This is a genomic window from Pleomorphomonas sp. PLEO, from assembly GCF_041320595.1.
Lineage (GTDB): Bacteria > Pseudomonadota > Alphaproteobacteria > Rhizobiales > Pleomorphomonadaceae > Pleomorphomonas.
The window spans coordinates 4,249,527-4,273,452 of record NZ_CP166625.1; the positions used below are offsets into that span (position 1 = coordinate 4,249,527).

Sequence of the window (23,926 nt, forward strand, 5' to 3'; positions counted from 1 at the left end):
TATCCATTCGCTGGCGGCGATTCAAAAAGAAGATTCAACGCTCGTTAACCTATGGACAGAGCGATTCCCGATGATTCAAACTGGCCCTGATTCGGGGGTGTTTCGCGTTCCCCAACAACATCGGGCGGCGGGGCAACGACATGGCGGGCAACGACCTCGGCAGAGGGTCGGGAACGTGGCGAACACGCTTTTTTGGCGACGCCGACACCGAGAGTATCCTGAAGGGGCACGCCGGCTTGCTGGTCCGCCCGTCTTATCTTCGCCTCCTGCAGGCTGAGCCGCTGTTCCGCCGATCGATCCCAGTGTTGATTTCGGCGTTCCTGTTGGTGGGCGGCATCTTCCACGTCTCCAGCCTTCTTGAGCAGCGAACGGACGCTTACCGCTCCGCTTCCGACATGGTGGCGCTGCTGGCCGAGGCGCTCGACGCCGATCTTTCCTCCCATCCCTCGCTCGACAAGGCCGAAGGCAGCTATTCCGGCGTCATGCGAGCCGCCCTGCGCGACAGCCTGCCACCCTCGGCGACCAGTGATGGCCGGGTCATTCTGTTTGCCGATGCGTCCGGCACCATCCGAGCAACGGCGCCGGAAGGCGCCTTTGTCGGCAGCGGCACCGTCGCCGACCTGTTCGGCTCCGACCAGCCGATGCTGGTGTTCGGCAAACGCGCCGGCGTGCTGGACGTGACGCTTTCCGACAGCACCGAGGCACTCGCCACGGTGCGCAACCTCGCCGGCGATCGCGGCACGATCGCCGTCTATCAGCCCCTGGCGCAGGTTTACGTCGGCTGGCGGCACGACGTCACGATGACGGCGGTGCTGTTCGTTGGAACGTCGCTGATCCTGATCGCCGTGGTCTACGCTTTCTTTGCCCAGATGAGCCGAGCGCGCGAGGCCGACCGCATTTACAATGCCACGCAAGCCCGCGTCGATACCGCGCTCCGGCGCGGTCGCTGCGGCCTGTGGGATTGGGATCTTGCCCGTGGCCGGCTGTTCTGGTCACCGTCGATGTATGTCATTCTCGGCATGGAGCCCAACTCCGATCTGATGGGCTTCAATGACCTGCAGGGGATGATCCATCCCGATGACGTCGACCTCTACGAATTGGCAAAAGAGGTCTTGGAAACCGGCCAACCGTCCGTCGATTTGGAATTCCGCATCCGTCATGCCGGCGGCGAATGGGTCTGGCTCAGGATGCGTGCCGAGGTTGTCCGCGACCGCGACGGCTCACCGCACCTCATCGGCATCACAGTCGACGTTACCGAGCAGAAAACCCTGGCCGAGGAAAACGCCACGGCGGCTATCCGTCTGCGTGACGGCATCGACACCATTTCCGAAGCCTTCGTCATCTGGGATTCGGAAAATCGGCTGGTGATGTGCAACTCGAAATACCAGACCCTGCACCAGCTACCGGACAGCGTCGCTCGGCCCGGTACGCCCTATGCCGAGGTCATGTCGGCGGCCCGCCAGCCCAAGGTGTCGAGCGAGGGCCTGCGCTATTCGATGTCGGGCGGCGAGCGTTCCTATGAAGCGCGCCTCGACGACGGTCGCTGGCTACAGATCAACGAACGCCGCACCAAGGACGGCGGCTTCGTGTCGGTCGGTACCGACATTACCCAGCTGAAGCGCCACGAGGAGAACCTTCTGGAAAGCGAGCGGCAGTTGATGGCGACGGTCGCCGACCTTCGTCAGCACCGCCACAAGATGCAGCTTCAGACGACGCAGCTGGTCGAACTCGCCGAGAAATACGCCGAGGAAAAGGCCCGCGCCGAGGCAGCCAACCGGGCGAAATCGGAATTCCTCGCCTCGATGAGCCATGAACTCAGGACGCCGCTCAACGCCATCATCGGCTTCTCGGACATCATGATGTCCGGCATGTTCGGCGATCTCGGGTCGGACAAATACACTGGCTACTGCCGCGATATCCACGACAGCGGCATCTACCTGCTCAACGTCATTTCCGACATTCTGGATATGTCCAAGATCGAGGCTGGCCGGGTCAATCTCGCGCTCGAGTCCGTGGTGGTCGACGACGTGCTCGGCGAGTGCGTGCGCATCATGTCGTCGCAAGCCGAGGTGCGCCAAATCATCCTTGCCACCGATTTCGAAGCCGGTGAGCCGATGGTGGCCGATCGTCGCGCCGTCAAGCAGGTGGCGCTCAACCTTCTATCCAATGCGCTGAAGTTCACCCCGGCCGCCGGTACCGTGACGGTGCGGACGCGCCAAGTGGGCGACAATGTTCTGTTCTCGGTGAGCGACACAGGCATTGGCATTCCCGCCGCTTCGCTCGACCAGATCGCCAAGCCCTTCGTGCAGGTGGAGAACCAGCTGACGCGCAAGCATCCGGGCTCAGGCCTTGGGCTTGCCATCGCCCAGTCGCTGGTGGCGCTGCATGGCGGCCGCATGACGATCGAGTCGGTGGAAGGATCGGGAACGACGGTCACCATTTCGATGCCGCGCATCGCCGCGCCGACGGCCAGCGACGGCACCGCCGCCGTGGCAACCTCGCAGGCGGGATCGGCAGCCGCGACCACCTACCCTCGGGTCGTCGCCGGGCCTGACGCCTTCACCGAGCCGCGACGAACCGTACACTAGGGCAACGTGCGCTCTGACGAACTTACGTTGCCCTAGTTCTTTGTTGTCGCATTGTTTTTGCGGAAAACCGGTTCCCACTTTTCCGCACAATGCGCTAAGACTCACTCGGCGCGCCGAACCACCGGTCCGACAATCTCGACAAAGGCTTCGCGCACCGCTGCCTGCCGCTCTCGCAATTCAGCTTCGAGCTGAGCGAGAGAGGGCGCCGAGGCCACACGGCAAAGCACGTCGTGAACGCCGCGTGGGGCTTCCGCCACCGACGCCTTCACCGGCAGCGTCAACCGCTGGGCCTGCGTGAGGTCGCCGAACAGGCGGATAGCCGGCAACAACACATCGCGGTGGGCAGGCGAGACAAGCCCGTGCGTGACGGCGGATAGCAGGACGGCTTCCGTGTTGCGCAGCCGGATGGCGGGCTGTCGCCAGTCGTTGACGAGGCGCAGCGTCTGGGCGATGAACTCGAGATCGACAAGGCCTCCCGGCACTCGCTTGAGATTCCACAGATCGGTCGAGCCCTTTTCCTGCTCAAGCCGGGCGCGCATATCGGCCGCGTCAGCGAACACCTTCTCAGGATCGCGCTGTCGACACAGCGTCTCGGCGATCACCCGCTCCGCTTCCTGGCCGAGGCCGCCCGTCGCGGCGACAACGCGGGCACGCGTCAGCGCCATGTGCTCCCAGGTCCATGCCTCTTCATGCTGATAACGTTCGAAGGCGTCGATCCGGGTAGCGAGCGGCCCGGCATTGCCCGACGGACGCAGACGGAAATCGACGTCATAAAGCGTGCCTTCGGCGGTCGGCGCGGTGATCGCCGTCACAAGGCGCTGCGTCAGCCGGGCGTAATACTGGTTCGGAGAAATCGGCCGGCGGCCATCGCTCTGGACCGCTTCGCGGTCATGGTCGTAGAGCAGGATCAAGTCGAGGTCTGAGGCGGCCGTCAGTTCCTCACTGCCGAGCTTGCCCATGGCGATCAGTGCCACGCGACCACCGGGCACGCGACCATGCTGGACTTCGAGTTCGGCCGCCGTTGCCATCAGCACGCGTTCGAGCAGCAGGTCGGCGAGGCGAGAGAAGCTTTGCCCAAGCTGGCGGGCGGCGGCGGTCCCGGTGATGACCCGGACACCGATCAGGAATTTCTGCTCCTGAGCGAAGATGCGGGCGCGATCGAGCACGTCCTCATAGCCGCGCGCCTCTCCGAAGAAGACGTCGAGCCGGCGCGTCAACTCGCCCCGCCCCGGCAACGCGCCGAAGAACTGCGGCTCCAGCAGCGCGTCGACCACATGCGGCCGCCGCGCCACCGTTTCGGCCAGATAAGGCGAGTTGCCCATTATCATGGCCAGCAGCGTCACCAGTGACTGGTTCGACGAGAGCAGGGAGAAGAGCTGAACGCCGGCTGGCAGGCGGGCGAGGAAATGGTCGAACGCGATCAGCGCGGCATCGGGCGCCTCGGTCTCCGAGAAGGCGATGATGAGACGCGGCGTAATCTCGGTGAGGAGTTCGCGGGCGCGTGACGATCGCATGGCAGGGTAGCGACCGAAGTGCCAGGAGGCGACGATCCGGATAGCGTCTTCCGGTCGGGCGAAGCCGAGCTGTGTAAAGGTATCGAGCGTGCCGGGATCGATGTCGTTGCCGGTAAACACCATGTTGCCATGCTGCGAGGAAAGATCGGCCTCCTCTTCGAACAGTTCGGAATACTGGTCGCTGACAGCGATCAATCGTTGTGTCAGCGCGGCACCGAACGCTTCGGGATCTTCGAACCCCATGAGATGGGCGACACGGGCCAGCCCCTCGGGGTCGTCCGGCAGCGTGTGGGTCTGCTCGTCGTTGAGCATCTGCACGCGATGTTCGACGCGACGCAGGAAGCGGTAGGCCTCGGCCAGAAGGTCACGGGCCGGTTCGTCGAGCCAGCCTTGCGCCACTAGGGCATCGAGCATTGCCAGCGTTTGCCGGCCACGCAAGTCGACGTTGCGGCCGCCGGCAATGAGCTGCTGCGTCTGCACGAAAAACTCGATCTCACGGATGCCGCCGCGCCCCAGCTTGACGTTGTGACCGGCGACGGCGATCTCGCCATGTCCCTTGTGGGCGTGGATCTGCCGCTTGATGGAATGGATGTCGCGAATGGCGGCATAATCAAGATATTTGCGCCAGACATAGGGCTTGAGCTCGGCGAGGAAGCGCTCGCCGGCGGCAATGTCGCCAGCCGCCGGGCGCGCCTTGATCATGGCGGCCCTCTCCCAGTTCTGACCGGCGCTTTCGTAATAGATCAGCGCCGCCGTCGTCGACATGGCGACGGGCGTCGCGCCGGCATCGGGCCTCAGGCGCAGGTCCGTGCGGAACACATAGCCATCGGCGGTTCGCTCTTGCAGGATGGTAACGAGACGACGGGTCAGACGGACGAACAGCGTCGTCAGGTCGTCCTTGTCCGCCGATCGCACGACAGTCGGATCGAAGAAGACGATGAGGTCGATGTCCGAGGAGTAATTGAGTTCGAACGCGCCCTGCTTGCCCATGGCGAGCACGATCCAGCCCGACCCCTGTTCTGGCTCAGAGCGGTCGGGCAGGCTTAGCTTGCCGGCGGCGTCGGCTTCGAGCAGCAGGAATTGGATGGCGGCGGAAAGGCTGGCGTCGGCGAGCCGGGTCAGCGCGCCCGTCACTTCCATGACATCCCAGACGCCAGCGATATCGGTCAATGCGATGGCAAGAGCTGCTTCTGCCTTGACGCGGCGGAGGCGTCGCCGAAGCGCCGGTTCGTCGGTGGCGGGCTCGGACAGCGAGGCGATCAGGCCATCCACCAGCGCCGCCGGGTCATTGGCGAGAACGCGGAATAACCGCTCGCCATCACGCAGCGCCGCCTCACGCAGGTGCGCGCTGTTGGAGGCGGCGGCCAGTATTAGTTCGCGGGCAGCCGGCGCGCTTGCAAACAACTCGGCCAGCGCCACTCCACCCGAGCCGGCCAGACAATCGTCGAGCAACGAACCGGCAATGACGAGATCGGGACCTTTGGGGGGAATAATGGTGATGCGGTCCTTGAGCGCGCCCTCGGCTCGCTGATTCATGCCCTCTCCATCCCCCATCGTCCACTCCAGTGCCTTTTGCGCAAACTCCATCGTGACGTGATGGCTTTGCGCCGTCCTCTTCTTTCAAGCCTCCGGCAGCCCGAAAAACTCGCCCCTTTTCAGGCGGATGCTTTCAGGCCTTCGGCAGACGAAGGCCGGCCTTAAGGCCCGGCTCGGCATCGCCGAGCACCACCCGTCCGCCATGCAGGCGCGCCACGGCCGCCACCAGCGACAGTCCCAAGCCGGACCCCTGCCGGCTGCGAGCCGCATCGAGCCGGCCGAAACGCGACAGTGCCTTTTGCCTGTGCGCCTCGGGAATGCCCGGACCGTTGTCGGACACCGTCAGACAAACCTCATCGCCTTCAACGGTTCCCGTCAGCGCAATCGACAGCCCCTCCCCTCCCTCGGGTCGGCCATACTTGATGGCATTGTCGATCAGGTTGGACAAGGCTTGGCTCAGGAGCGTGCGGTTACCCTTTAGGGGCAACGGCCGCGTCGTTTCGAACGTGAGGCGCCCGCCAACATCTTCCACAACCGGCTCATAGAGTTCAACGATCTCGTCGAGAATGTCAGCGGCGTCGAGCGGTTCGAAGCTGTCGCCCGAAGAGCCAGCCTCCATTCGCGCAATCTTGAGGAGCGCGTCGAAGATGCGGATAAGGTTGTCCGCCTCTTCCATGGCCGAGGTGATGGCCTCGCGATAGTCCTCGGCCTGCCCACCGCGCCGCAACGTTTCCTCGAGGCGGCCGCGCATTCGATTGAGCGGCGTCTTCAGGTCATGGGCGATATTGTCCGACACTTCCTGCAAGCCGCTCATCAGCGCCTCGATGCGGTCGAGCATCTCGTTGAGGCTCAGGGCAAGATTGTCGAACTCGTCGTGCGAGCCCTTGACCGCCAAGCGGTGGGTGAGGTCACCTGACATTAGCTGTCGTGACGTTTCGGCCATGTTCTCGACGCGCTTCAATACCGAGCGCCCGACGAAAAACCACGATACGAAGCCCGTCAACACCATGATGATGATGGCATAGCGAGAGGCGCCGAAGATCAGTGAACGAAGCTGGCCGATCTCGCTAACGTCACGACCGACCAATAGCTTGAAGCCGCCCGGCAAAGCGAACACCCTGACAACCGCGTCATAGCGGCGGGCGGCATCGCCATCGAGCCGCTGATAGGTGACCGACGTGGTATCGCCATTCGACAAGCCGAGGATGGACAGGGGCGGATCGGCGACATTGCCGACGACGGTGCGGCCGGAGGAATCGGCGACGAGATAGAGGCTGGCGCCTGGACGGCGGCTGCGCAGATCGACGGCGCTGACGAGTTGCCGTAGACCGCCGCGCTCATACTGGTCGGACAGCGAGTTGATCTCGCTGTCGATGGTATCGGTGATTTGGGAGTCGAGCAGCTCGCCCGTGCTATTGGCGATATAGGCGGTCAAGAACAGCGTCAGGCCGGAAAAGACGACGAGATAGACCAGCGACAGCTTGAAGGCCGTCGTCCGGATCAGCCGCCCGAGCGCGCCCATGCGGCCTCCCCGCCCCTGTCCGGGCCGGCCTCGCGGATCATGTAGCCGGCACCGCGCACGGTGTGCAGCAGCGGCTTGTCGAAACCCTTGTCGATCTTGCCGCGCAGGCGGGAGACGTGGACGTCGATGACGTTGGTCTGGGGATCGAAATGATAGTCCCAGACGTTCTCGAGCAGCATGGTCCGAGTGACCACCTGCCCGGCATTGCGCATCAGGTATTCCAGCAAACGAAATTCACGTGGCTGCAGAGGAATTTCGCTGTCGGCGCGGGTCACGGTATGCGACAGGCGGTCGAGCACCAAATCGCCGACGCGATAGGTTGTCTCCACGTCGGCCGGTCGATTGCGTCGGGCGAGCGCCTCGATGCGGGCAAGCAGCTCGGTGAAGGCGTAGGGCTTGGTAAGATAGTCGTCACCGCCGGCCCTGAGGCCACGCACGCGATCGTCGACCTGACCGAGCGCCGAGAGCACCAGCACCGGCGTATGATCGCCGCGATGCCGCATGTCCTCGATGATGGAAAGGCCGTCGCGCTTGGGCAGCATGCGATCGACGATCAGCGCGTCGAAACCACCTTCCTCGGCCATGAAGGCGCCAGCGTCGCCATCGGCGGCGTGTTCGGCAACGTGCCCCATCTCATCCAATGCCTTGACGAGGTAGGCCGCCGCTTCGCTGTCGTCCTCGATCACCAGAATGCGCATGTCACCCGCCCCGCAAAGGTGTCGTTGACTGTTGTTTAGCGTCGGTGCGCGGCGGCGCAAGGAAAAAGCACGCCGGCACCAAAGTCATTCGCCGGTCAGGTTCGAAAATCTGTACCGGCGAGCGCCGAGCCCGCTCGCCGACCAGATTCAAAAAGTTTGTGTCGGCGAGCGCCGAGCCCGCTCGCCAACCAGATTCAAAAAGTTTGTGTCGGCGAGCGCCGAGCCCGCTCGCCGACACGGGGGATGGAGATCAGCGGCTCACTTCCCCAGGGGAAGAGCAAGGAAGTGAACGCTATCTCCGGACTTCACGCGCAGAAGAATGGCCTTCTTACCGGCCTTTTCCGCGCCGGAAATCGCCTTGGACACGTCGCGCGGGCCTTCAATGGCCTGACCGCCCGCTTCGAGAATGACGTCCCCCTGACGCAGCCCCTTGTCGGCAGCCTTGCCATTGGGATCGACGTCGGTGATGGCGGCACCGCTGTCACCGGCTCCCACGGCATTGGCCGGTGCGAGGGTCAAGCCGTAGTCGCCGAGCGAGGTATGCTCGTCAGAGCCGCTATCGGTGGACTTGGCGGAGGCCACTTGGTCGTTCGGCAATTCGCCGAGATCGACCTTGACGGGCTGCTCCTTGCCATCGCGCCAGAGCGTCACATCCACCACCGTCTTCGGCGGGAAGGCGGCAATCTTGCGGGCAAGATCCTTGGCATCTTCGATCGGCTGGCCATTGACGGCAAGAATGGTGTCGCCCGCCTTGATGCCGGCCTTGCTGGCTGGCGAGTCGGTCTGCGGTTCGGTTACCAAGGCGCCACGGGCCTTGTCGAGGCCGATCGAGCTGGCGATCTCGTCGGTCACCGGCTGGATTTGCACGCCGAGCCAGCCACGAACAACCTTGCCGCTATCCATCAGCGAGGCGACGACCTGCTGCGCCGTGTGGGCCGGGATGGCGAAGCCGATACCGACCGAACCACCCGACGGCGAATAGATGGCGGTATTGACGCCGATTACCTCACCGCCGGCATTGAAAGCCGGACCGCCCGAGTTGCCCTTGTTGATCGGCGCGTCGATCTGCAAGAAGTCGTCATAGGGGCCGGCGCCAATGTCGCGGCCACGGGCCGAGATGATACCGGCCGTCACAGTGCCGCCGAGACCGAACGGGTTACCCACAGCGACCACCCAGTCACCGACGCGCGACTCGCTCGCCGCGAAGGAAACATGCGGGAAGTCCTTGCCGTCAGTGACCTTGACGAGGGCGAGATCGGTTTTGGGATCGGTGCCGATCACCTTGGCAGCATGTTCGGTACCATTATCGGTCACGACCTTCACGTCGGTCGCATTCTCGACCACGTGGTTATTGGTAACGACGTAGCCATCGGCCGAAATGAAGAAGCCGGAGCCCTGGGCCAGCCCGTAGCGATGCTGCGGTGAGCCGTTACGATTGCCGGGCGCGCCCGGCATGCCGAAGCGCTTGAAGAAATCGTAGAACGGGCTGTCGGGCGTAAGGCCCGGCGGCATGCCCTCGACATCGCTATCGCCCTGGCCGACGGTCTCATCGGTCTTGACGCGGATGGAGACGACGGCGGGCTGGACGCGCTGCACCATGTCGGCGAAGGAGAAGACCGGCTGACTGGTCTGCGGCTGGGACAGGTTCTGGGCCTGCGCGCTGTTGCCGAAGATCAAGGCCGTCTCGCTGGCGACGATGCCACCGAGGGCCAGCGCGAAGACCGACCCCAGCAGCAGTGCCTTGACGCGGGATCTGGTCGGTTTGTCGGTAGTCCTGAGCATGGAACGATCTCCAGGGAATGAACTCTCGGGGAACCGGCTATCGATCCGGTCTCGATGGTGACATATAGCCACCGCGTCCCTAACCTGAAGATTGCGAGCGGATTAAACTTTTGTAAGGAAGCCCGTCGAAAAGTCGCCTTATTTCAAATATTTGGAGGCCCGTCGTCTTCGTGCGCCAGCGCGGTCAGAGCCGCCTCCTCCTCGGGGGAGAGGCGTTCGGCACCGGAGGATACGGTCCGCCGCCGGAAGGCAACGAAAAGTCCGCCAGCGGCGAGCAGCAGCAGAGATGGCGGCAACACCCACAACAGGAGGCCGACGCCATGGGTGCGCGGTCTCAGCAGAACGAATTCGCCATAGCGAGCGACCAGAAAATCGCGGACCGCATCGTCGCTGTCACCGGCGGCGATGCGCTCGCGGACCAGGACTCTCAGATCCTTGGCAAGTTGGGCATCGGAGGCGTCGATCGACTGATTCTGGCAAACGAGACAGCGCAGCTCTTCCGAGATCAGGCGAGCGCGCCCTTCAAGCGCCGGGTCAGCCAGCCGTTCGGACGGATCGACTGCGAAGGCCGGACCGGCGAGCGAGAGGAGGAGCGCGAAGAGAGCAAGAAGGCGCATCGGGTTCCCTCGATCACTCAGCGGCCACAGCGGGCGCTGCCCGGCGAGCCGGCTTCGGCGCTCCGACGCGCAGGCGGCGATCGGTGAGCGACAAGCCGCCCCCGAGCATCATGACGAGAGCGCCAAGCCAGATCAGCGTCACCAGCGGCTTTTCCCAAATGCGCACCACGACCGAGCCGGTCTCACGCCCCTCGCCGCCAAGCGTCACGTAGAACTGCGACAGGCCATGCGTGCGGATGCCGGCTTCGGTGGTCGGCATCTGGCGCGCGGTGTAGAACCGGCGCGACGGCTCGACGACGAAACGCACTGTGCCGCCCTTCCGCGCCGTCATGGTGGCGACCAGCTCGGAGTAATTGGAACCGGCGGTGTTTCGGATGCCGTCGAAGGTCACCGAATAGCCGCCGACAGCGGTGGTGTCGCCCGGCTTCATCTCCAGGATGGCCTCGCTCTGGAAGGCGGAGGTCGAGACGATGCCGAGCAAAGTCAGGCCAAGGCCAGCGTGGGCGAGCGCCGTGCCGAAGGCCGAGCGCGGCAATCCGGCAAGGCGCCGACAACCGACAGCAAGTCCGACCTCGCGGAAGCGGGCACGCGTCCAGAGTTCGGCGAACGCGCCGACCAGCACCCAGACGGCGACACCGAGACCGACGGCGGCAAGAAGGTGCGTCACCCCGTTCAGCCAAGCGACGGCGAGGCCGATCAGCACTGCGATGACAAATACCAGCCAAAGGCGTTCGAGGGCACCGAGGAGATCGCCGCGCTTCCAGGCCAGAAGTGGCCCGAACGGCACGACCAGCAGCGTTACGCCAAACAACGGGCCGAACACCGTGTTGAAATAGGGCGCGCCGACTGAGATGGCACCGCCAAAGGCCGACACGATCAGCGGCACCAGCGTGCCGAACAGCACGACGCCGGCCGCCACCGTCAGGAACACGTTGTTGAGGACGAGCGCGCCCTCACGGCTCAGCGGCGCGAACAAGCCTCCTTGCCTGAGGGTGCCAGCGCGGAAAGCGAACATGGCGAGCCCGCCACCGATGAACAGGCAGAGGATGGCGAGGATGAACACGCCGCGCGTCGGGTCGGTGGCAAAGGCATGCACCGACGTCAGGACGCCGGAGCGCACAAGGAAGGTGCCGAGTAGCGACAGAGAGAAGGCGAGGATGGCGAGCAACACCGTCCACACCTTCAGCGCTTCGCGCTTTTCCATGACAACGGCGGAATGCAGGAGTGCCGTGCCGACCAGCCAAGGCATCAGTGAGGCATTCTCGACAGGATCCCAGAACCAGAAGCCGCCCCAGCCGAGTTCGTAATAGGCCCAATAGGACCCCATGGCGATGCCGGCGGTGAGGAAGATCCAGGCGGCGAGCACCCAAGGTCGTACCCAGCGCGCCCAGGCGGCATCGATCCGTCCTTCTATCAACGCCGCGATGGCGAAGGCAAAGGCAATGGAGAAGCCGACATAGCCGAGGTAGAGCAGCGGCGGATGGATGGCGAGGCCGATATCCTGCAAAACTGGGTTGAGATCCTTGCCCTCGATCGGCGGCTCGGCAAGACGCAGAAAGGGATTGGAGGTCGTCAGGATAAACGCCAGGAAAGCCGTGCTGATCCAGCCTTGAACGGCGAGCACGTTGGCCTTGAGGGTCTGCGGCAGGTTGCCACCGAACATTGCCACCGCCGCGCCGAACAGCGCCAGGATCAGCGCCCACAGCAGCATGGAGCCCTCGTGATTGCCCCAGACTCCGGAGATCTTGAAGATCAATGGTTTTTCCGAATGGGAATTCTCGACGACGTTGAGGACAGAGAAATCGGAGACCAGATAGGCGTAGGTGAGCGCCGCGAAGGCAATGGCCACGAGCAGCAGCTGCATCATCGAGGCGCGTGGCGCCACTGCCATCAATGCCGGATCGCGGCGCAAGAAGCCGGCGATCGGCAAGACCGACTGCGCGACAGCCACAGCCAGCGCCAGGATCAGAGCGAAATGGCCGAATTCAACGATCATGCCGCCCTCGCCTAGTTTTTCGCCGTGGCCGGCATTGGCCCGCCCGGCTGACCTTCTTCCCAGACGCCCTGTGCCTTCAGCGCATCGACGACTTCCTTCGGCATGTAGCGCTCGTCGTGCTTGGCGAGCACGGTATCGGCATGAAAAAGACCAGCCGCATCGAGCTTTCCTTCGGCGACGACACCCTGACCTTCCTTGAACAGATCGGGCAGCAGACCGGTGTAGGTGACAGGCACGGCGTTGGCGGTGTCGGTCACTTTGAACTCCACCTGTCCACCGTCCTTACGGGCGACGCTCCCCACTTCGACAAGACCACCAATCCGAAGGCGCCGGCCTTCCGTCATTGGTTGCTGGGATATCTCGGTCGGTGTCTTGTAGAGCGTGATTTCACCCGATAGCGCAAAAAGGACGAGGCCGACGGCGGCGGCGAGAATCGCGCCGACCGTACCGATCAGGATGAGACGCCGCGTCTTGCGCGTCATGACCATCGTCATTGTCCTTCCTGCTTGTCGATGCCGAACTCACCCGCAGCCGCATTGATCGCCGCCAGCGCCTCGGCATTGCCAGAAAATGCTTTGCGGGCGTCGGCGAGCGCTGCTTTCGCTTTGTCGGGGCGGTCGAGCACCAGATTGGAACGCATCAGCCGGATCCAGCCATCTCGATCGTCTGGATCGGCTGCAAGCCGGGCGGCCAACCCGTCGACCATGCCCTCGATCGTTGCCTTGTCGACGCCTGTTCCGGCAGCAGGAAGCGTGGCCGGCTCTGGCGTATCGGCTGGCTTCTTGAGCGCGGCCAGGATCTCACCGCGCTTTCCGCGCACCGTGACGAGCCAGGACGCGTCGGCCGGCGAACGGCGTATCAGCTCGTCGATCTGATGCAGAGCCTCCTCGAACGAACCTGCCTGTCGCAGCCCCTCGGCATAATAGAAACGCGCGCGAGCGCGATCCGGACCGGCGTCGACGGCGCGTGCCAGGATGGACTGGGCGTCGGGAGAAACGATGCCGTCATTGGTGTCGACCAAGCCGGCGCCATAGTTTTCCAGAGTTTCTGCGTCACCCTCGCCCGCGTCGATCAGCTTCCCCCAAGCCTTCACGGCGTCGTCGAGCCGCCCCATGCGGGCATAAATCGGGGCGATGACGCGCCAACCGGAGAGATCGTCGGGGTTGGAGGCAAGATGCTTTTCAACGCGGCCAACCATGTCGGCAATGTTGCCGGACGCGGGCGCTGCCGACAAGCGTTCGGCGAGCGGTGCATCGGGCATGTCCGGCTGGCCGATGAAAAGATAAAGCGGCAATGCAATCGCGGGAATGGCAACGACGGTCATCAGCGCGACGAACCGATTGGCGGCGGGCCTCGGCGCGGCAGCGGCCGCCGGCGCGCGTCTGGCTGCAAGCAGGCGGCGGCCGATCTCGGTGCGGGCGGCATCCGCCTCCTCGCCGCCGATCACACCCCGTTCTCGGTCGCGATCGAGTTCATTCAGCTGATCGCGATAGACGCGCATCTCCTCGCCGCTGGCGACCGAAAAAGCGCCGGCCGGCCGCGCGAGTGGAGCAATGACAACCAGAACGACCGCCGCCGTCATCAGTGCCAGCAAGACCCAGAAAACCATCCTTCGTTCTTTCCCGAGCCGCCGGCCTTCGCGCCGGTACTCCGATGCCCCCATGCCGAATAGGGCAACGCCAGCCGTTTCTCAATGGACTTCTGGGGGAATTTGAGAAGGATTCCAGAAAAGCGGTCAGCCGGTCATGCCGCCGGCCGCGACGTCTTGAGCTGCTGCTCTTTGCTGCGACGAAGGTGGGAGGCGTAATCCTCGCCGTAGAGGAAGCCGGCGGCCTTGATGAGATGGTCCACCGCCGACAGCGCCACAGCCCGCGCCTCTCCGTCGAGATTGCGCAGTCTTGTTGGCAAATCATGGGCATAAAGCTCGATCGCCTGATCGACCAATGGCGTCAGACGACCGATCAGGCCGTTGATCGCCAGGGTATCGCGGGACTTGCTTGCCCCAGCGAAAATGGCACACAGGAAGACCGCTTCGGCACCGTCGGCCGGGCCGGGATAAGGAGCCTCCTGCACGCGAAACGCACGGCGCATGGCCGGCAGCAGCTTATCGAACTCCGCGAACAGCATCTCAGAGAAGCGCCGCTTGATGGCCACCACCCGCTGCTGCCACCAGCCATCATTGTCAATGTCGAGGCCGGTGGCGAGCTCGTTGAGAATCGATCGGAACGCACCGATTTGGGCGACGGCGTCGGCGGCATCGCGGCTGCCACGGACACTGGACAGGAAGCGCGATTCAGCACGGTCGGCAGCGGCAAGCCCAAGATCGACGAAGGCCGCCGCCGCCGGGGTGGTGCGAACCCGCCGGGCCGTCTCGCCACGGGCCAGAAGCTTGGCAAAGGCGACGAGGGGAGCCACGGACGACTGACGCCGAAAGACGCCGCCTGCCACCCAACCGGCAGTCTCCGGATATTTGGTAAGATAGGTGGCAATCTGCTCGAGAAGTCCCATGTCGGCAGAGCCGGAGTCGAGCAGGTGCACGATGGCCGCGCTCAAGGTCGGCAGGTCGTTGAGACGATCGCGGACAGCGATCATGTCGTCCACTTCGCGGCGGGCCACCTCGCCGCCGATGCGCGACATGAACCGCTGCTGCAATTTCGGTTCGTCGGCAATCGCCTGGATATGACGCGCCAGCGCCTCGAAAAGACGCGTTTCCAGTTGCGCGGCCATTTGTTGGTAAGCCGGTGCGTCGGGTAATCGCGGCGCGGTCGAGAGATTGTCCCAAGCGACGAATTGGGTGGGCAGAAGCTCCGTACATGCGTAAGCCCACAGATGGGACAGCGTCGCAGCGGTGACGAAGCCGCGCCCCGGGAACGTCAGCCTTTCCTCGATCACGTACGGTTCGAAGGCAGCGAAGATCAGCCGGCGCATATCCGGCGGTCCGGCTTCCGTTGCCTGCTTTGCAACGCTACGGCTTTCCGCGATAGAGCGGGCCGCTTCGAGAATGAGGCGCTGGCGGGCATCGATGTCCACGGGAACCGCGTGGTTGCTTTCCAGCCGGCGGACCAGCATGCCGCGTGCCCGCGGCGTCAAACCTCGCAGGAAAGTTTCGGCCTTGTCGGTCACCGTCGTGCGTCCGTCCATGTCGAATCCCGTAAACCGCTCATTTACCAAATCATCCTGCCGCAAGATGGTTGACGACTGGTAACGAACGACGCTTAAGGCGGGGATACGAAAAGGCCGGCTACAGGAGCCGGCCTTTCGAAGACGACATCGGGATCGGAGCCTGGATCAGCCGACAACCTGCCAGCTGCCATCCGGATTGCGGCAAGCAGTACCGCGGGCGACCTGCGGCTGACCGTCGATGTACACCGTGTTGGTGTAGGGACGGCAGGTGCGATTGTTGACATAGGCGACCGGACCCGGATTCACGGTGCCGTAAACGCCGGTCTGCGGGTTCTGCCACTGCTGCGGAGCACCCGTGTCGAGCGCCTGAACGCTCGCGGTGTAGTTGTAGCGCTGCGACTCAGCATCAAGAGAGGCGCCAATCTGATTTCCCAGGAAGCCGCCAACCAGCGCGCCAGCGGCGATCGCCGCCACTTTGCCGCTACCCTGGCCAAAAGCCGAACCAAGGGCGGCACCACCAACAGCGCCGGCCAGCGTGCCAAGCGTCGCGTTCTGGTTGCCGCCTCCGGTGGCGCATCCGGCCAGCATGGAAGCCGCAAGGCCGACGATCACAAGTTTCTTCAACAGCATCTCTACGGTCTCCGGGAATGGACCAATGGTATGGGACGAATCATCCTTGATACTTGTAATGGCCTGAAATCATGGCCGAATTTTGATTATTGCTAATTTTCGCCGCCATCGGCCTCCTATGTTTCCAATTATTGCCCTTATCGCCAAGTGCCCTGTCAATCCAGTTCAGCTCAACGGGATGTGAAAGGTCACTGCCAGTCCGCCAAGGCCTGCCCTGCCGAGCACCAGCGACCCGCCATAGGTCTCGGCAATCTCGGCAGCGATTGCGAGACCGAAACCAGACCCTGGCAATGTCTCGTCGAGTCGTTTGCCACGGCCGAGCACCTCGGCATAGGCCGATGGCGGCAACCCGGGACCATCGTCCTCGACGCGAATTTCCACCATCGGCCTGTCACGGTCGGCCCTGTCAACCGACAGTGCGACGCGGACCTGTTCGCGACCATATTTGCAGGCGTTGTCCATCAGATTGCCGACCAGTTCCTCGAGATCACGCCGTTCGATGCGGGCCTTTGGATGCCCGGCATCCTGAGCATCGAAATAGAGGCTACGATCGGGATAGGCGCGGCACAGGACACGGATCAGCGCCTCAAGCGAATGGCGGACGTCGGCCACCGCTCCAACCACCTTGCGATCGGCGGCGAGCCGCGCCCGGTCCAGATAGCGGTCGACCTCGGCCCGCATCACCGTCACCTGCTCGACGACCTTTTCGGCCAAAGGGCCCCCTTCGGCACGGGCCTCGTTCAGGATCACCGCGAGGGGCGTCTTGAGCGCGTGGGCCAGATTGCCGACTTGCGTCCGCGACCGATCGACAATGGCACTGTTGGTATCGATGAGAGCATTGAGTTCCTTGCCGAGCGCGGCGATCTCACGCGGTAGCCGGCCTTCGAGGCGATTGGCCCGGCCTTCGCGAATGTCGGCGAGGCGACGGCTCATGGCAGCGAGTGGCCTCAGGCCAAAGCTGACCTGCAGACCGGCGGCGGCAACGAGACCGAGCGCAAAGGCGGCGAGCGTTGCAAACACCTGAAAGCGGAAGGTGGAGATTTCATCGGCAAGCTCGGCCACATTGCCGGTAACGTGCAGATCGAACATCCGACCGTTGCTGAGAAAGATACGCTGCGTAGCGTGGCGGAGCGCGATGCCGGCGGGATCGCTTGCGTCGTTGGTGACCACCACGCCATTGTTGGGCGGCGGAGGCAGCGCCAGCACCTCACCGAACAACGATTGGCTGGTGGCAACGCTGGACTGCGATTTGGCATCGACCACCAGCCAGTACCAGCCGGACTGGTAGCGTCCGAAACGGGGATCGCCCATGGTGCCCGGATCGGGCACCCCGCCATCGGGCGTAGAGGCGACAACGCCGGCCAGCGTCTTCTCGTAAACGATGATGCGTTCGTCAAACGAACGGATAAGGCTCGCCCTGTAGAGCTCGGTAAGGAGCCAACCGAAGGCTGCCAGCGCAATCGTCGCCCAAAGAGCCGACGTGAGCATCAACCGCAGGGCCAGCGAACTCGTCATCCATTCGCCCAACTTTCTGAAGCGGGCGTTCATTTTCCGGACGCGACACGGTAGCCGAGACCGCGCACCGTCTCGATAAAGTCGATCCCCATCTTCTTGCGCAGTCGGCCGACGAACACCTCGATGGTATTGGAGTCGCGATCGAAGTCCTGATCGTAAAGGTGCTCCACCAACTCCGTACGCGAGATCACCTTGTCCATATGCAGCATCATATACTGAATGAGGCGAAACTCATGCGAGGTGAGCTTGATCGGGTTGCCATCGACGGTGAGGCGTCCAGCCTTGACGTCGAGCCGGACCCGGCCGACCTCCACCTCGTTGGACGCACGGCCGGCGGCGCGGCGCGTCAGCGCCCTTAGGCGAGCCAGAACTTCCTCCATGTGAAACGGCTTGGCGACATAGTCATCGGCGCCGGCATCGATGCCGGCCACCTTGTCGCTCCAGCGGTCGCGGGCGGTGAGTAGAAGAACCGGTACCAGCCGGCCATCCCTCCGCCACGCCTCGAGCACACTGAGACCGTCCATCTTGGGCAGGCCAATGTCGAGGATCACCGCGTCATAAGGCTCGGTATCGCCGAGAAAATGCCCCTCTTCGCCGTCGAAGGCGGCATCGACGGCATAACCGGCATCGCGACAGGCAGTTACCAGCTGTCGGCTTAGATCGCGGTCATCCTCGACCACAAGAATCCGCATTCTCAGTCTTCCCGGTTCAGCGAAGCCTCTGGCCCGACGTGGCGTCGACCGTGATGTTGTCAACTCTCCCGCCATCGCGCATGACGGCGAGCTGGTAGATGAGCAATCCGCCGCCCTCGCAGAGCCGGGCATCGACGATTTCCCCACCGACGACGCGGGCGATGACGCTCAGCCTCTGAACCGCCCCTTTTCCGACAACGGCCTGCGCCTCGGCCGGTGTGAGGCAACGCGCCTCAGCGGCATGTCCCGCTACGACTGGCAACATCATGAGACACGCCAGGGCGAGACGGAATCGCTTGCGATTAGTGTTCATGGGCTGAAGGTTATCGCTCCGAGGCTGAACGGTCCATGAACACAGGCAGCGCCCGCCATTCATGCTTTTGCCGATAACGATTGCCCGACTCTTGCACGACGGCGGCGCACTTCGGGCCGATACCGCCGCGCCGAGCCAGCGCGCCAGCACTGGTTTCGGGCCTCTTTGGCAAAAACCATTCCTTTTGAACAGGCCATAGGGAAACCCCTGTTGGTGGAAGGCACGAGTACGACTTTTGATCCATCTCAAGGCCTTGTTGCCACAAGGAGCCTAGCCTCAAGTCGATGAGAAGAGGGGGCAGAGAAATGAGCATCCCGCACGAGCTTTCGTTGGAATTCCCGCAGAGCTGGAACGCCATTGAGCAGCTCATGCTGTTTGATGCGGTCTTCTGCGACCTCGCCAGTGCCTATCAAGAGATCAATCGGCGCATTTTCCGCATCGAAACGCTGGAAGAACCGGCCGAGCCAGATGTCCTCGCCGATCTCAAGCGCCACCGGTCTCTGCTCAAGGAAGAAATCGCGGCCGCTGTCGCCGCGACCAAATGCGCCGTGGCTTGACACCCCTCCTCGTTGGGCCTCAGCGCTATAGCCCGCGCCGTCCCCGTCCGACGGCGCGGGCTAGCTTCGTCAGCCTCTCCTCCCGAACTGACCGCGCTTTTCGCCATCCAATGTCGTGACATTGAAGTCACCACAGGGGCGTTTATCCGGGCGCCATACGTTCAATTTATCAAACAGACAAGCTAGAGCTCAGGTCGACGGCAACAACAATTCCGGCCGCATCCCTAGCTCCCCTTCTCGCCCGACCTTGCGTTGGAGCCGTTCTTTCCCAGGGGTCGAAACGCTCGCGGCGAACGGGGACCGATACGCGGGGCCAGATTGTATAGAGACACGCAGCGCAAGCGGGGTGGGCCTGGCGCTGCAAGATTTCACGAGATGGCAACTTGGCAGGTCCAGACGGCGATGAGAGTGCGCGCCCATGGCGACGACGCGGCGGCCACAACAATCTCACCGCGCCTACGCGCATCGTCCGAAGCCGATCGGACGACGATTGAAAACTCGGGTGCCAACGTGACTCGGAACCCCGCAAGGCAACTACAACTTATAGATGCATAGCGAAGCCTGATCGTCGAGCATCGATTCGACGACTGGTGGCGCCAGATCTTGCCAGCGGAACAGCCCGCCGCAGGTCGGTCCTTATCGGCAACGGCGGCGCCGGAGAGACGCGGCGGCGATATGTCGATCGACCAAGGCGACGACACGAGTCGACGATGGGCCACAGGCGGCAGTGGCAGTGGGCCTATCCAGCGGCGCCTCCAGCGGACGGACCAGCGACAACGCGGGAGCAATTTCGCTCAAGATCCGCAAGCCGTCTTGGCACCTAGGACGCGCGTCTGTGCGAACACGTCGCCGTGCCGATCCGGAGTCGTAGGTCAGGAAAGCGACGGCTCGTTGACCCCCGGGGAACACGAGGGGACGGACTCTGCCAAACCGCTTAAAAGGCCGATTTCTGCGACTTCGGAAACTGAATCACCAAGCTCACAGACTGATTCCGCCGTCTCAGATTCTGATTCAGAAGTGCCGCACAAGCCATCTGAATTCGGCTTAGATGTTGATTCAACATGAAGCAAATATGTGAGTCTTCCGAATCCCTTGCAAACAGCTGTTGAAGTGACGCGTCTCTGGTTAAAGCAGTGATTCAAATAGCCCGCTCGCGATGCAAAAGCACCGAGATCATGAAGTCGAAAGGCGACTTCTCCTATCCAACGGGCGCGGGCGTGGCTCCCATCCCAAACGCGGCACACTATGTTCAAGACGGGCGGGCGGCCCGAAGAAGCATCCAATTCAGGCACTCTTCAGAGCCATGTCGCCGGCCAAAGGCTGCCCTGTTCGCATCGGAACTCGTCTTGCCGTCCACCCCCGCCGGCGCCATTGCATTGGAGTCAATCGCTGTCGAGCGGGAGGAGGTCGGCACGGAGAACATCGACTGCTAGCGACAGCGTTGATAGCCCCTCGGGACGACGAGGGAATGGAGCTGCTACAGTCCTGCCCTGCGGGCTTGTCCGTCGCGTGTGCGCACCGCATTGGCAGACCGACCTGCATCACACCGAATGCGAACGCCTTATCTCGGATATAGCTACCTCGGCAGATGCCGAGCACAGTCGTATTTACCAATGTGGTTGAAACTATTTTTAGTTGATTAAAATAGGAAAGCCAAAGAGTGCCCTGCGTAGGCGACGCCCCGATCAAGCTCGCGAGTGTGACCCCGGCCGCGCACGTCTTCGCAACCGAGCCACCGCGGGATGGATGCCTTGGGTCGACAAACAACGCCTCGGGTTTAGAAGGTCGACATAGCTGGGGGCTTCGAACCGACCGTCGCCTCTCTGCGCGAGCCGATGCTGCACCACTCGAAGGCCGTCTTCCGTTTCGGCGACAATCCTCATCGCCAGATTCGGCAAGGGAGGTCCGAGCAGCCATCTAGCCAATGCGGCCCACGTCACCGGCGAGCGCCAGCGCAGCCGTCATGATCCTGTCGCGGCATTGCATCAAAAGCTTGGCAGTGATTGATATTCCAAACACCCCCTACGGAAGAAAGCTACCCGCTTCGCCATTCGTTCGGAAAGAGGCTGCCCCCTCGCCCTGCGGTCAGGACTGGATCGAGGAGGTCCATTTGACCAACTCGCCTCGTTCAAAAGACGGATGGCAAGCACATCCATTCGGCCCCCAGCATCATTGACAGCGGCCATCGCGGCCGGGAAACGGTACATCGACAATCACTCGCGGATCGGCACGACGCACCCACTTCAGAACAAAACAGGATCATTGTTCTGGACTGAGACCGTGGGTGCTGGCATGATTAGCCCTCATTTGTTGTCCGAATCCGTTACCCAACTTGTGGGTCGTCCGATGTCCCGCGCCGAGCGCCTTCTCACCCTAGTCCAGGCCTTACGCCGCCGCCGCCGTCCCGTCGCCGGATCGGAGCTGGCGGCCGAACTCGGCGTGTCGCTGCGCACCCTTTATCGCGACATTCAGGCGCTGATCGGCCAGGGTGCGCCGATCGACGGCGAGGCTGGCGTCGGCTACGTGCTGAAGCCCGGGTTCATGCTGCCCCCGCTTATGTTCACCGAAGACGAGATCGAAGCGTTGGTATTCGGCGCCCGTCTCGCGGCGACGCGTGCCGACGAGCGGCTCGCGTCGTCGGCCGAAAATGCGCTCGCCAAGATCGCCGCGGTGTTGCCGGCCGACCTCGCCGACCGGATGGACGCCACCGGCCTGATCGTCGCGCCGACGTGGAACGCCAACCGCGACGGCATTGATCTGTCGCTGGTACGCGGGGCCATCCGCAACGAGACCCGGCTCGAATTTTCCTATGTCAACGAGAAGGGCATCGCTTCGCGACGCGTCGTTTGGCCGATCGCCGTGGCCTTCTTCGAGCGGGTGCGCGTTCTAACAGCCTGGTGTGAACTCAGGGCCGACTTCCGCCATTTCCGCGTCGACCGTATGGCGGAGGCCATCGACCTTGGCATCCGCTATCCGCGTCGTCGCCGGGTACTCCTCAAGGAATGGCGAGAGATAGAGGGCGTGATGCCGGCTTGGCGAGAAGTAGCCGACGCGGCGGATCCCGTGCCGGTACCGCGCCGCAAGTCGGCGTGACGTCCGCATGGGCGACTCAATAGCCGTTGTAGCGCCCCGGCTTATGGTTGACCGCCAGCACGAGGTTGAGGACCACGGCGCCGAGCACCGACAACGCAACGTGCCACCAGTCGAGCACCAGGAAGGACGTTGCGAGTATGCAAAGGTCGGTGGTGAGCTGAAATTTGCCAGCCCGCCAGCCGAGTCGTTCCTGAACAAAGGCGGCGAGGATACCGATGCCGCCGAGACTAGCTTTGTGGCGAAACAGGATCAGCATGCCGACGCCAGTCAGCGCACCTCCAGCGATCGCCGAAAACCAAGGCGCGCTGTAGCCGATGGCGAAGGCATCATGCATGAAATAGCTCTCAAGCGAGAGCAGCGCGACCGCCGCGAAGGTCTTCAGCGTGAACTCGCGACCGAGCGTTACCCAGCCGAAGGCGTAGAACGGCAGGTTCAAGAGGAAGATCACCGGCCCGATTCCGAAGGCGGTGACGTAGTGGATTAAAAAAGCGACGCCGGCCGTGCCGCCGGTGCCAAGATGGGCATCGCGGAAGAACTCGATACCGACGGCGGCGAAGAATGTGCCCATGGCGATGGCTTGCACGTCATCCCAGATCCCGTGCCTGCTGTCGTCGCTCTTGTCGATGCTCACCATATTCCGCCGGCCTTTCCCGAACGATCGTTGTTCCGCTCTCTGTCACATCGTCAGCGCCTTTGCCAGTTACTGGCAGACCCGGCGATGGAGAAGACCCGCGTCTGGCGTATCCCGCTCAAGATGTGTGCAAATATCGCGCCGACATTGGTCGAGTTGTCGCCTTTCTGACATCGCGGAAAGCTGGATTCGTCGTAATCTGCGCGTCGCGAGCGTTCAGTAGAGGCGCTGCATCTCCGCCGAAAAGCCGGCTCGAACAAGGAATACACGCATGAAAATTTCCGCGCGCAACGTCCTCGAAGGCAAGGTCGTCAAGGTCACCAAGGGCGCCACCACCGCCCACGTCGTTCTCGAAGTCACCGGCGGCGCCAAGGTCACGGCATCGATCACCAACGAGGCCGTCGACGAACTCGGCCTTAAGGTCGGCGACGCCGCCAAGGCGGTGGTCAAGGCTTCAGATGTGCTCGTCGCCATCGATTGATTCGCGTAAGCGATGCGACAAACATGGAGGGTCATGACTCTGCATGAACCTCTATGAGTCGTCATGAGTCTCCATGGTCGGCGAGTGATCCACGGCCTAACGGGCGTGGCCTATGCTCGCCTTCGCCTCTTGCGACCCAGGAGACCGGGAAGCCGCGTCGGCCATGTGACGACGCGGTCCTGCCACTCTTCCACTGGCCAGTCCTGCTCACGTACCGTCTTGCCGCGCACCGAAACGCCAGCGAGATGGACGCTTTCCGGATCACCGGAAACGAGCGGGTGCCAGTCGTAGAGGTCACGCCCTTCGGCCACGAGGCGATAGGCGCAGGTTGCCGGTAGCCAAGAAAGTGTCCGCACTTCGCGCGGCGTCAGACGGACACATTCGGGCACAGTCTCGGAGCGATGGGCATAATCGCGGCAGCGGCAGCTTTCGCCGTCGAGCAGCGAGCAGCCGACGTCCGTGTAGACGACGCGTCCGGTATCCTCATCCTCGAGCTTGTTGAGGCAGCAGCGGGCACAGCCGTCGCACAGGCTCTCCCACTCCGTGTCCGTCATCTCTTCAAGGCTTTTGGTGCGCCAAAAAGGCAGTGCCTCATCTTTACCGGTATCGTCGGCCATCTTTTTCTCTGCGATCTGGTA

At 63.1% G+C, this 23,926-nt stretch carries 19 protein-coding genes; 4 read left to right on the plus strand and 15 right to left on the minus strand.

Annotated elements, in window-relative coordinates; translation table 11 throughout:
* Positions 1 to 140 precede the first annotated feature (140 nt).
* Positions 141 to 2,588, plus strand: a complete 2,448-nt coding sequence (locus AB6N07_RS19735; RefSeq protein ID WP_370674762.1) for an ATP-binding protein — start codon at positions 141 to 143, stop codon at positions 2,586 to 2,588.
* A 101-nt stretch (positions 2,589 to 2,689) separates the two neighbouring features.
* On the opposite strand, the gene AB6N07_RS19740 is transcribed toward AB6N07_RS19735, so the two are convergent.
* The 13 genes from AB6N07_RS19740 to AB6N07_RS19800 all read right to left on the minus strand — a co-directional run bounded on the left by AB6N07_RS19740 (position 2,690) and on the right by AB6N07_RS19800 (position 18,481).
* Positions 2,690 to 5,638: a bifunctional [glutamine synthetase] adenylyltransferase/[glutamine synthetase]-adenylyl-L-tyrosine phosphorylase gene (locus AB6N07_RS19740; protein ID WP_370674763.1), complete on the minus strand. Its 2,949-nt coding sequence runs from the start codon at positions 5,636 to 5,638 to the stop codon at positions 2,690 to 2,692.
* Positions 5,639 to 5,771: 133 nt separating this feature from the next.
* Positions 5,772 to 7,160, minus strand: coding sequence for an ATP-binding protein (locus AB6N07_RS19745; RefSeq protein ID WP_370674764.1), 1,389 nt, complete (start codon positions 7,158 to 7,160; stop codon positions 5,772 to 5,774).
* Complete coding sequence (locus tag AB6N07_RS19750; protein ID WP_370674765.1) at positions 7,139 to 7,858, minus strand: response regulator transcription factor; 720 nt, start codon at positions 7,856 to 7,858, stop codon at positions 7,139 to 7,141. Before AB6N07_RS19750 ends, AB6N07_RS19745 begins: the two co-directional genes overlap by 22 nt.
* 258 nt (positions 7,859 to 8,116) lie before the next feature.
* The gene (locus AB6N07_RS19755; RefSeq protein WP_370674766.1) at positions 8,117 to 9,640 is read right to left on the minus strand and encodes a Do family serine endopeptidase; all 1,524 of its coding nucleotides are present in this window, start codon (positions 9,638 to 9,640) and stop codon (positions 8,117 to 8,119) included.
* Positions 9,641 to 9,783: 143 nt separating this feature from the next.
* Complete coding sequence (locus AB6N07_RS19760; protein WP_370674767.1) at positions 9,784 to 10,257, minus strand: cytochrome c-type biogenesis protein CcmH; 474 nt, start codon at positions 10,255 to 10,257, stop codon at positions 9,784 to 9,786.
* Between the two features lie 13 nt (positions 10,258 to 10,270).
* On the minus strand, positions 10,271 to 12,253 hold the full coding sequence (locus tag AB6N07_RS19765) for a heme lyase CcmF/NrfE family subunit (RefSeq protein ID WP_370674768.1): 1,983 nt from the start codon (positions 12,251 to 12,253) through the stop codon (positions 10,271 to 10,273).
* An 11-nt stretch (positions 12,254 to 12,264) separates the two neighbouring features.
* The gene (gene ccmE / locus AB6N07_RS19770; RefSeq protein ID WP_370678282.1) at positions 12,265 to 12,735 is read right to left on the minus strand and encodes a cytochrome c maturation protein CcmE; all 471 of its coding nucleotides are present in this window, start codon (positions 12,733 to 12,735) and stop codon (positions 12,265 to 12,267) included.
* 8 nt (positions 12,736 to 12,743) lie between these two features.
* A complete protein-coding gene (gene ccmI, locus AB6N07_RS19775; RefSeq protein ID WP_370674769.1) occupies positions 12,744 to 13,862 on the minus strand; it encodes a c-type cytochrome biogenesis protein CcmI in 1,119 nt (372 codons plus the stop codon).
* Between the two features lie 134 nt (positions 13,863 to 13,996).
* Complete coding sequence (locus tag AB6N07_RS19780) at positions 13,997 to 15,394, minus strand: hypothetical protein (RefSeq protein WP_370674770.1); 1,398 nt, start codon at positions 15,392 to 15,394, stop codon at positions 13,997 to 13,999.
* Between the two features lie 147 nt (positions 15,395 to 15,541).
* Positions 15,542 to 16,006, minus strand: a complete 465-nt coding sequence (locus tag AB6N07_RS19785; protein ID WP_370674771.1) for an RT0821/Lpp0805 family surface protein — start codon at positions 16,004 to 16,006, stop codon at positions 15,542 to 15,544.
* 165 nt (positions 16,007 to 16,171) lie between these two features.
* Positions 16,172 to 17,521, minus strand: a complete 1,350-nt coding sequence (locus AB6N07_RS19790) for an ATP-binding protein (protein WP_370674772.1) — start codon at positions 17,519 to 17,521, stop codon at positions 16,172 to 16,174.
* A gap of 29 nt (positions 17,522 to 17,550) precedes the next feature.
* On the minus strand, positions 17,551 to 18,213 hold the full coding sequence (locus tag AB6N07_RS19795; protein ID WP_370674773.1) for a response regulator transcription factor: 663 nt from the start codon (positions 18,211 to 18,213) through the stop codon (positions 17,551 to 17,553).
* A 16-nt stretch (positions 18,214 to 18,229) separates the two neighbouring features.
* Entirely contained in the window at positions 18,230 to 18,481 is a 252-nt protein-coding gene (locus AB6N07_RS19800; RefSeq protein WP_370674774.1) for a PepSY domain-containing protein, read from the minus strand.
* 350 nt (positions 18,482 to 18,831) lie between these two features.
* On the opposite strand from AB6N07_RS19800, the gene AB6N07_RS19805 reads away from it, so the two are divergent.
* Complete coding sequence (locus AB6N07_RS19805; protein ID WP_370674775.1) at positions 18,832 to 19,083, plus strand: YdcH family protein; 252 nt, start codon at positions 18,832 to 18,834, stop codon at positions 19,081 to 19,083.
* Between the two features lie 2,346 nt (positions 19,084 to 21,429).
* On the plus strand, positions 21,430 to 22,176 hold the full coding sequence (locus AB6N07_RS19810; RefSeq protein ID WP_370674776.1) for a helix-turn-helix transcriptional regulator: 747 nt from the start codon (positions 21,430 to 21,432) through the stop codon (positions 22,174 to 22,176).
* Between the two features lie 16 nt (positions 22,177 to 22,192).
* Here the strand turns inward: AB6N07_RS19810 and AB6N07_RS19815 are convergent, their stop codons facing one another.
* Positions 22,193 to 22,810, minus strand: coding sequence for a YitT family protein (locus AB6N07_RS19815; RefSeq protein WP_370674777.1), 618 nt, complete (start codon positions 22,808 to 22,810; stop codon positions 22,193 to 22,195).
* Positions 22,811 to 23,078: 268 nt separating this feature from the next.
* Between AB6N07_RS19815 and AB6N07_RS19820 the strand changes: the two genes are divergently transcribed.
* A complete protein-coding gene (locus AB6N07_RS19820) occupies positions 23,079 to 23,288 on the plus strand; it encodes a molybdopterin-binding protein (protein WP_370674778.1) in 210 nt (69 codons plus the stop codon).
* Between the two features lie 110 nt (positions 23,289 to 23,398).
* Here the strand turns inward: AB6N07_RS19820 and AB6N07_RS19825 are convergent, their stop codons facing one another.
* Positions 23,399 to 23,905 carry a YcgN family cysteine cluster protein gene (locus AB6N07_RS19825; RefSeq protein WP_370674779.1) on the minus strand — a complete coding sequence of 169 codons (507 nt, stop codon included), beginning with the start codon at positions 23,903 to 23,905 and terminating at the stop codon, positions 23,399 to 23,401.
* Between the last annotated feature and the right edge of the window lie 21 nt (positions 23,906 to 23,926).

Excerpts from the sequence above, each read along its gene's own strand:
- AB6N07_RS19735 (WP_370674762.1), top strand. The coding sequence starts at position 141 with ATGGCGGGCAACGACCTCGGCAGAGGGTCGGGAACGTGGCGAACACGC.
- AB6N07_RS19740 (WP_370674763.1), bottom strand. The coding sequence starts at position 5,638 with ATGAATCAGCGAGCCGAGGGCGCGCTCAAGGACCGCATCACCATTATT.
- AB6N07_RS19745 (WP_370674764.1), bottom strand. The coding sequence starts at position 7,160 with ATGGGCGCGCTCGGGCGGCTGATCCGGACGACGGCCTTCAAGCTGTCG.
- AB6N07_RS19750 (WP_370674765.1), bottom strand. The coding sequence starts at position 7,858 with ATGCGCATTCTGGTGATCGAGGACGACAGCGAAGCGGCGGCCTACCTC.
- AB6N07_RS19755 (WP_370674766.1), bottom strand. The coding sequence starts at position 9,640 with ATGCTCAGGACTACCGACAAACCGACCAGATCCCGCGTCAAGGCACTG.
- AB6N07_RS19760 (WP_370674767.1), bottom strand. The coding sequence starts at position 10,257 with ATGCGCCTTCTTGCTCTCTTCGCGCTCCTCCTCTCGCTCGCCGGTCCG.
- AB6N07_RS19765 (WP_370674768.1), bottom strand. The coding sequence starts at position 12,253 with ATGATCGTTGAATTCGGCCATTTCGCTCTGATCCTGGCGCTGGCTGTG.
- ccmE (WP_370678282.1), bottom strand. The coding sequence starts at position 12,735 with ATGACGCGCAAGACGCGGCGTCTCATCCTGATCGGTACGGTCGGCGCG.
- ccmI (WP_370674769.1), bottom strand. The coding sequence starts at position 13,862 with ATGGTTTTCTGGGTCTTGCTGGCACTGATGACGGCGGCGGTCGTTCTG.
- AB6N07_RS19780 (WP_370674770.1), bottom strand. The coding sequence starts at position 15,394 with ATGGACGGACGCACGACGGTGACCGACAAGGCCGAAACTTTCCTGCGA.
- AB6N07_RS19785 (WP_370674771.1), bottom strand. The coding sequence starts at position 16,006 with ATGCTGTTGAAGAAACTTGTGATCGTCGGCCTTGCGGCTTCCATGCTG.
- AB6N07_RS19790 (WP_370674772.1), bottom strand. The coding sequence starts at position 17,521 with ATGACGAGTTCGCTGGCCCTGCGGTTGATGCTCACGTCGGCTCTTTGG.
- AB6N07_RS19795 (WP_370674773.1), bottom strand. The coding sequence starts at position 18,213 with ATGCGGATTCTTGTGGTCGAGGATGACCGCGATCTAAGCCGACAGCTG.
- AB6N07_RS19800 (WP_370674774.1), bottom strand. The coding sequence starts at position 18,481 with ATGATGTTGCCAGTCGTAGCGGGACATGCCGCTGAGGCGCGTTGCCTC.
- AB6N07_RS19805 (WP_370674775.1), top strand. The coding sequence starts at position 18,832 with ATGAGCATCCCGCACGAGCTTTCGTTGGAATTCCCGCAGAGCTGGAAC.
- AB6N07_RS19810 (WP_370674776.1), top strand. The coding sequence starts at position 21,430 with ATGTCCCGCGCCGAGCGCCTTCTCACCCTAGTCCAGGCCTTACGCCGC.
- AB6N07_RS19815 (WP_370674777.1), bottom strand. The coding sequence starts at position 22,810 with ATGGTGAGCATCGACAAGAGCGACGACAGCAGGCACGGGATCTGGGAT.
- AB6N07_RS19820 (WP_370674778.1), top strand. The coding sequence starts at position 23,079 with ATGAAAATTTCCGCGCGCAACGTCCTCGAAGGCAAGGTCGTCAAGGTC.
- AB6N07_RS19825 (WP_370674779.1), bottom strand. The coding sequence starts at position 23,905 with ATGGCCGACGATACCGGTAAAGATGAGGCACTGCCTTTTTGGCGCACC.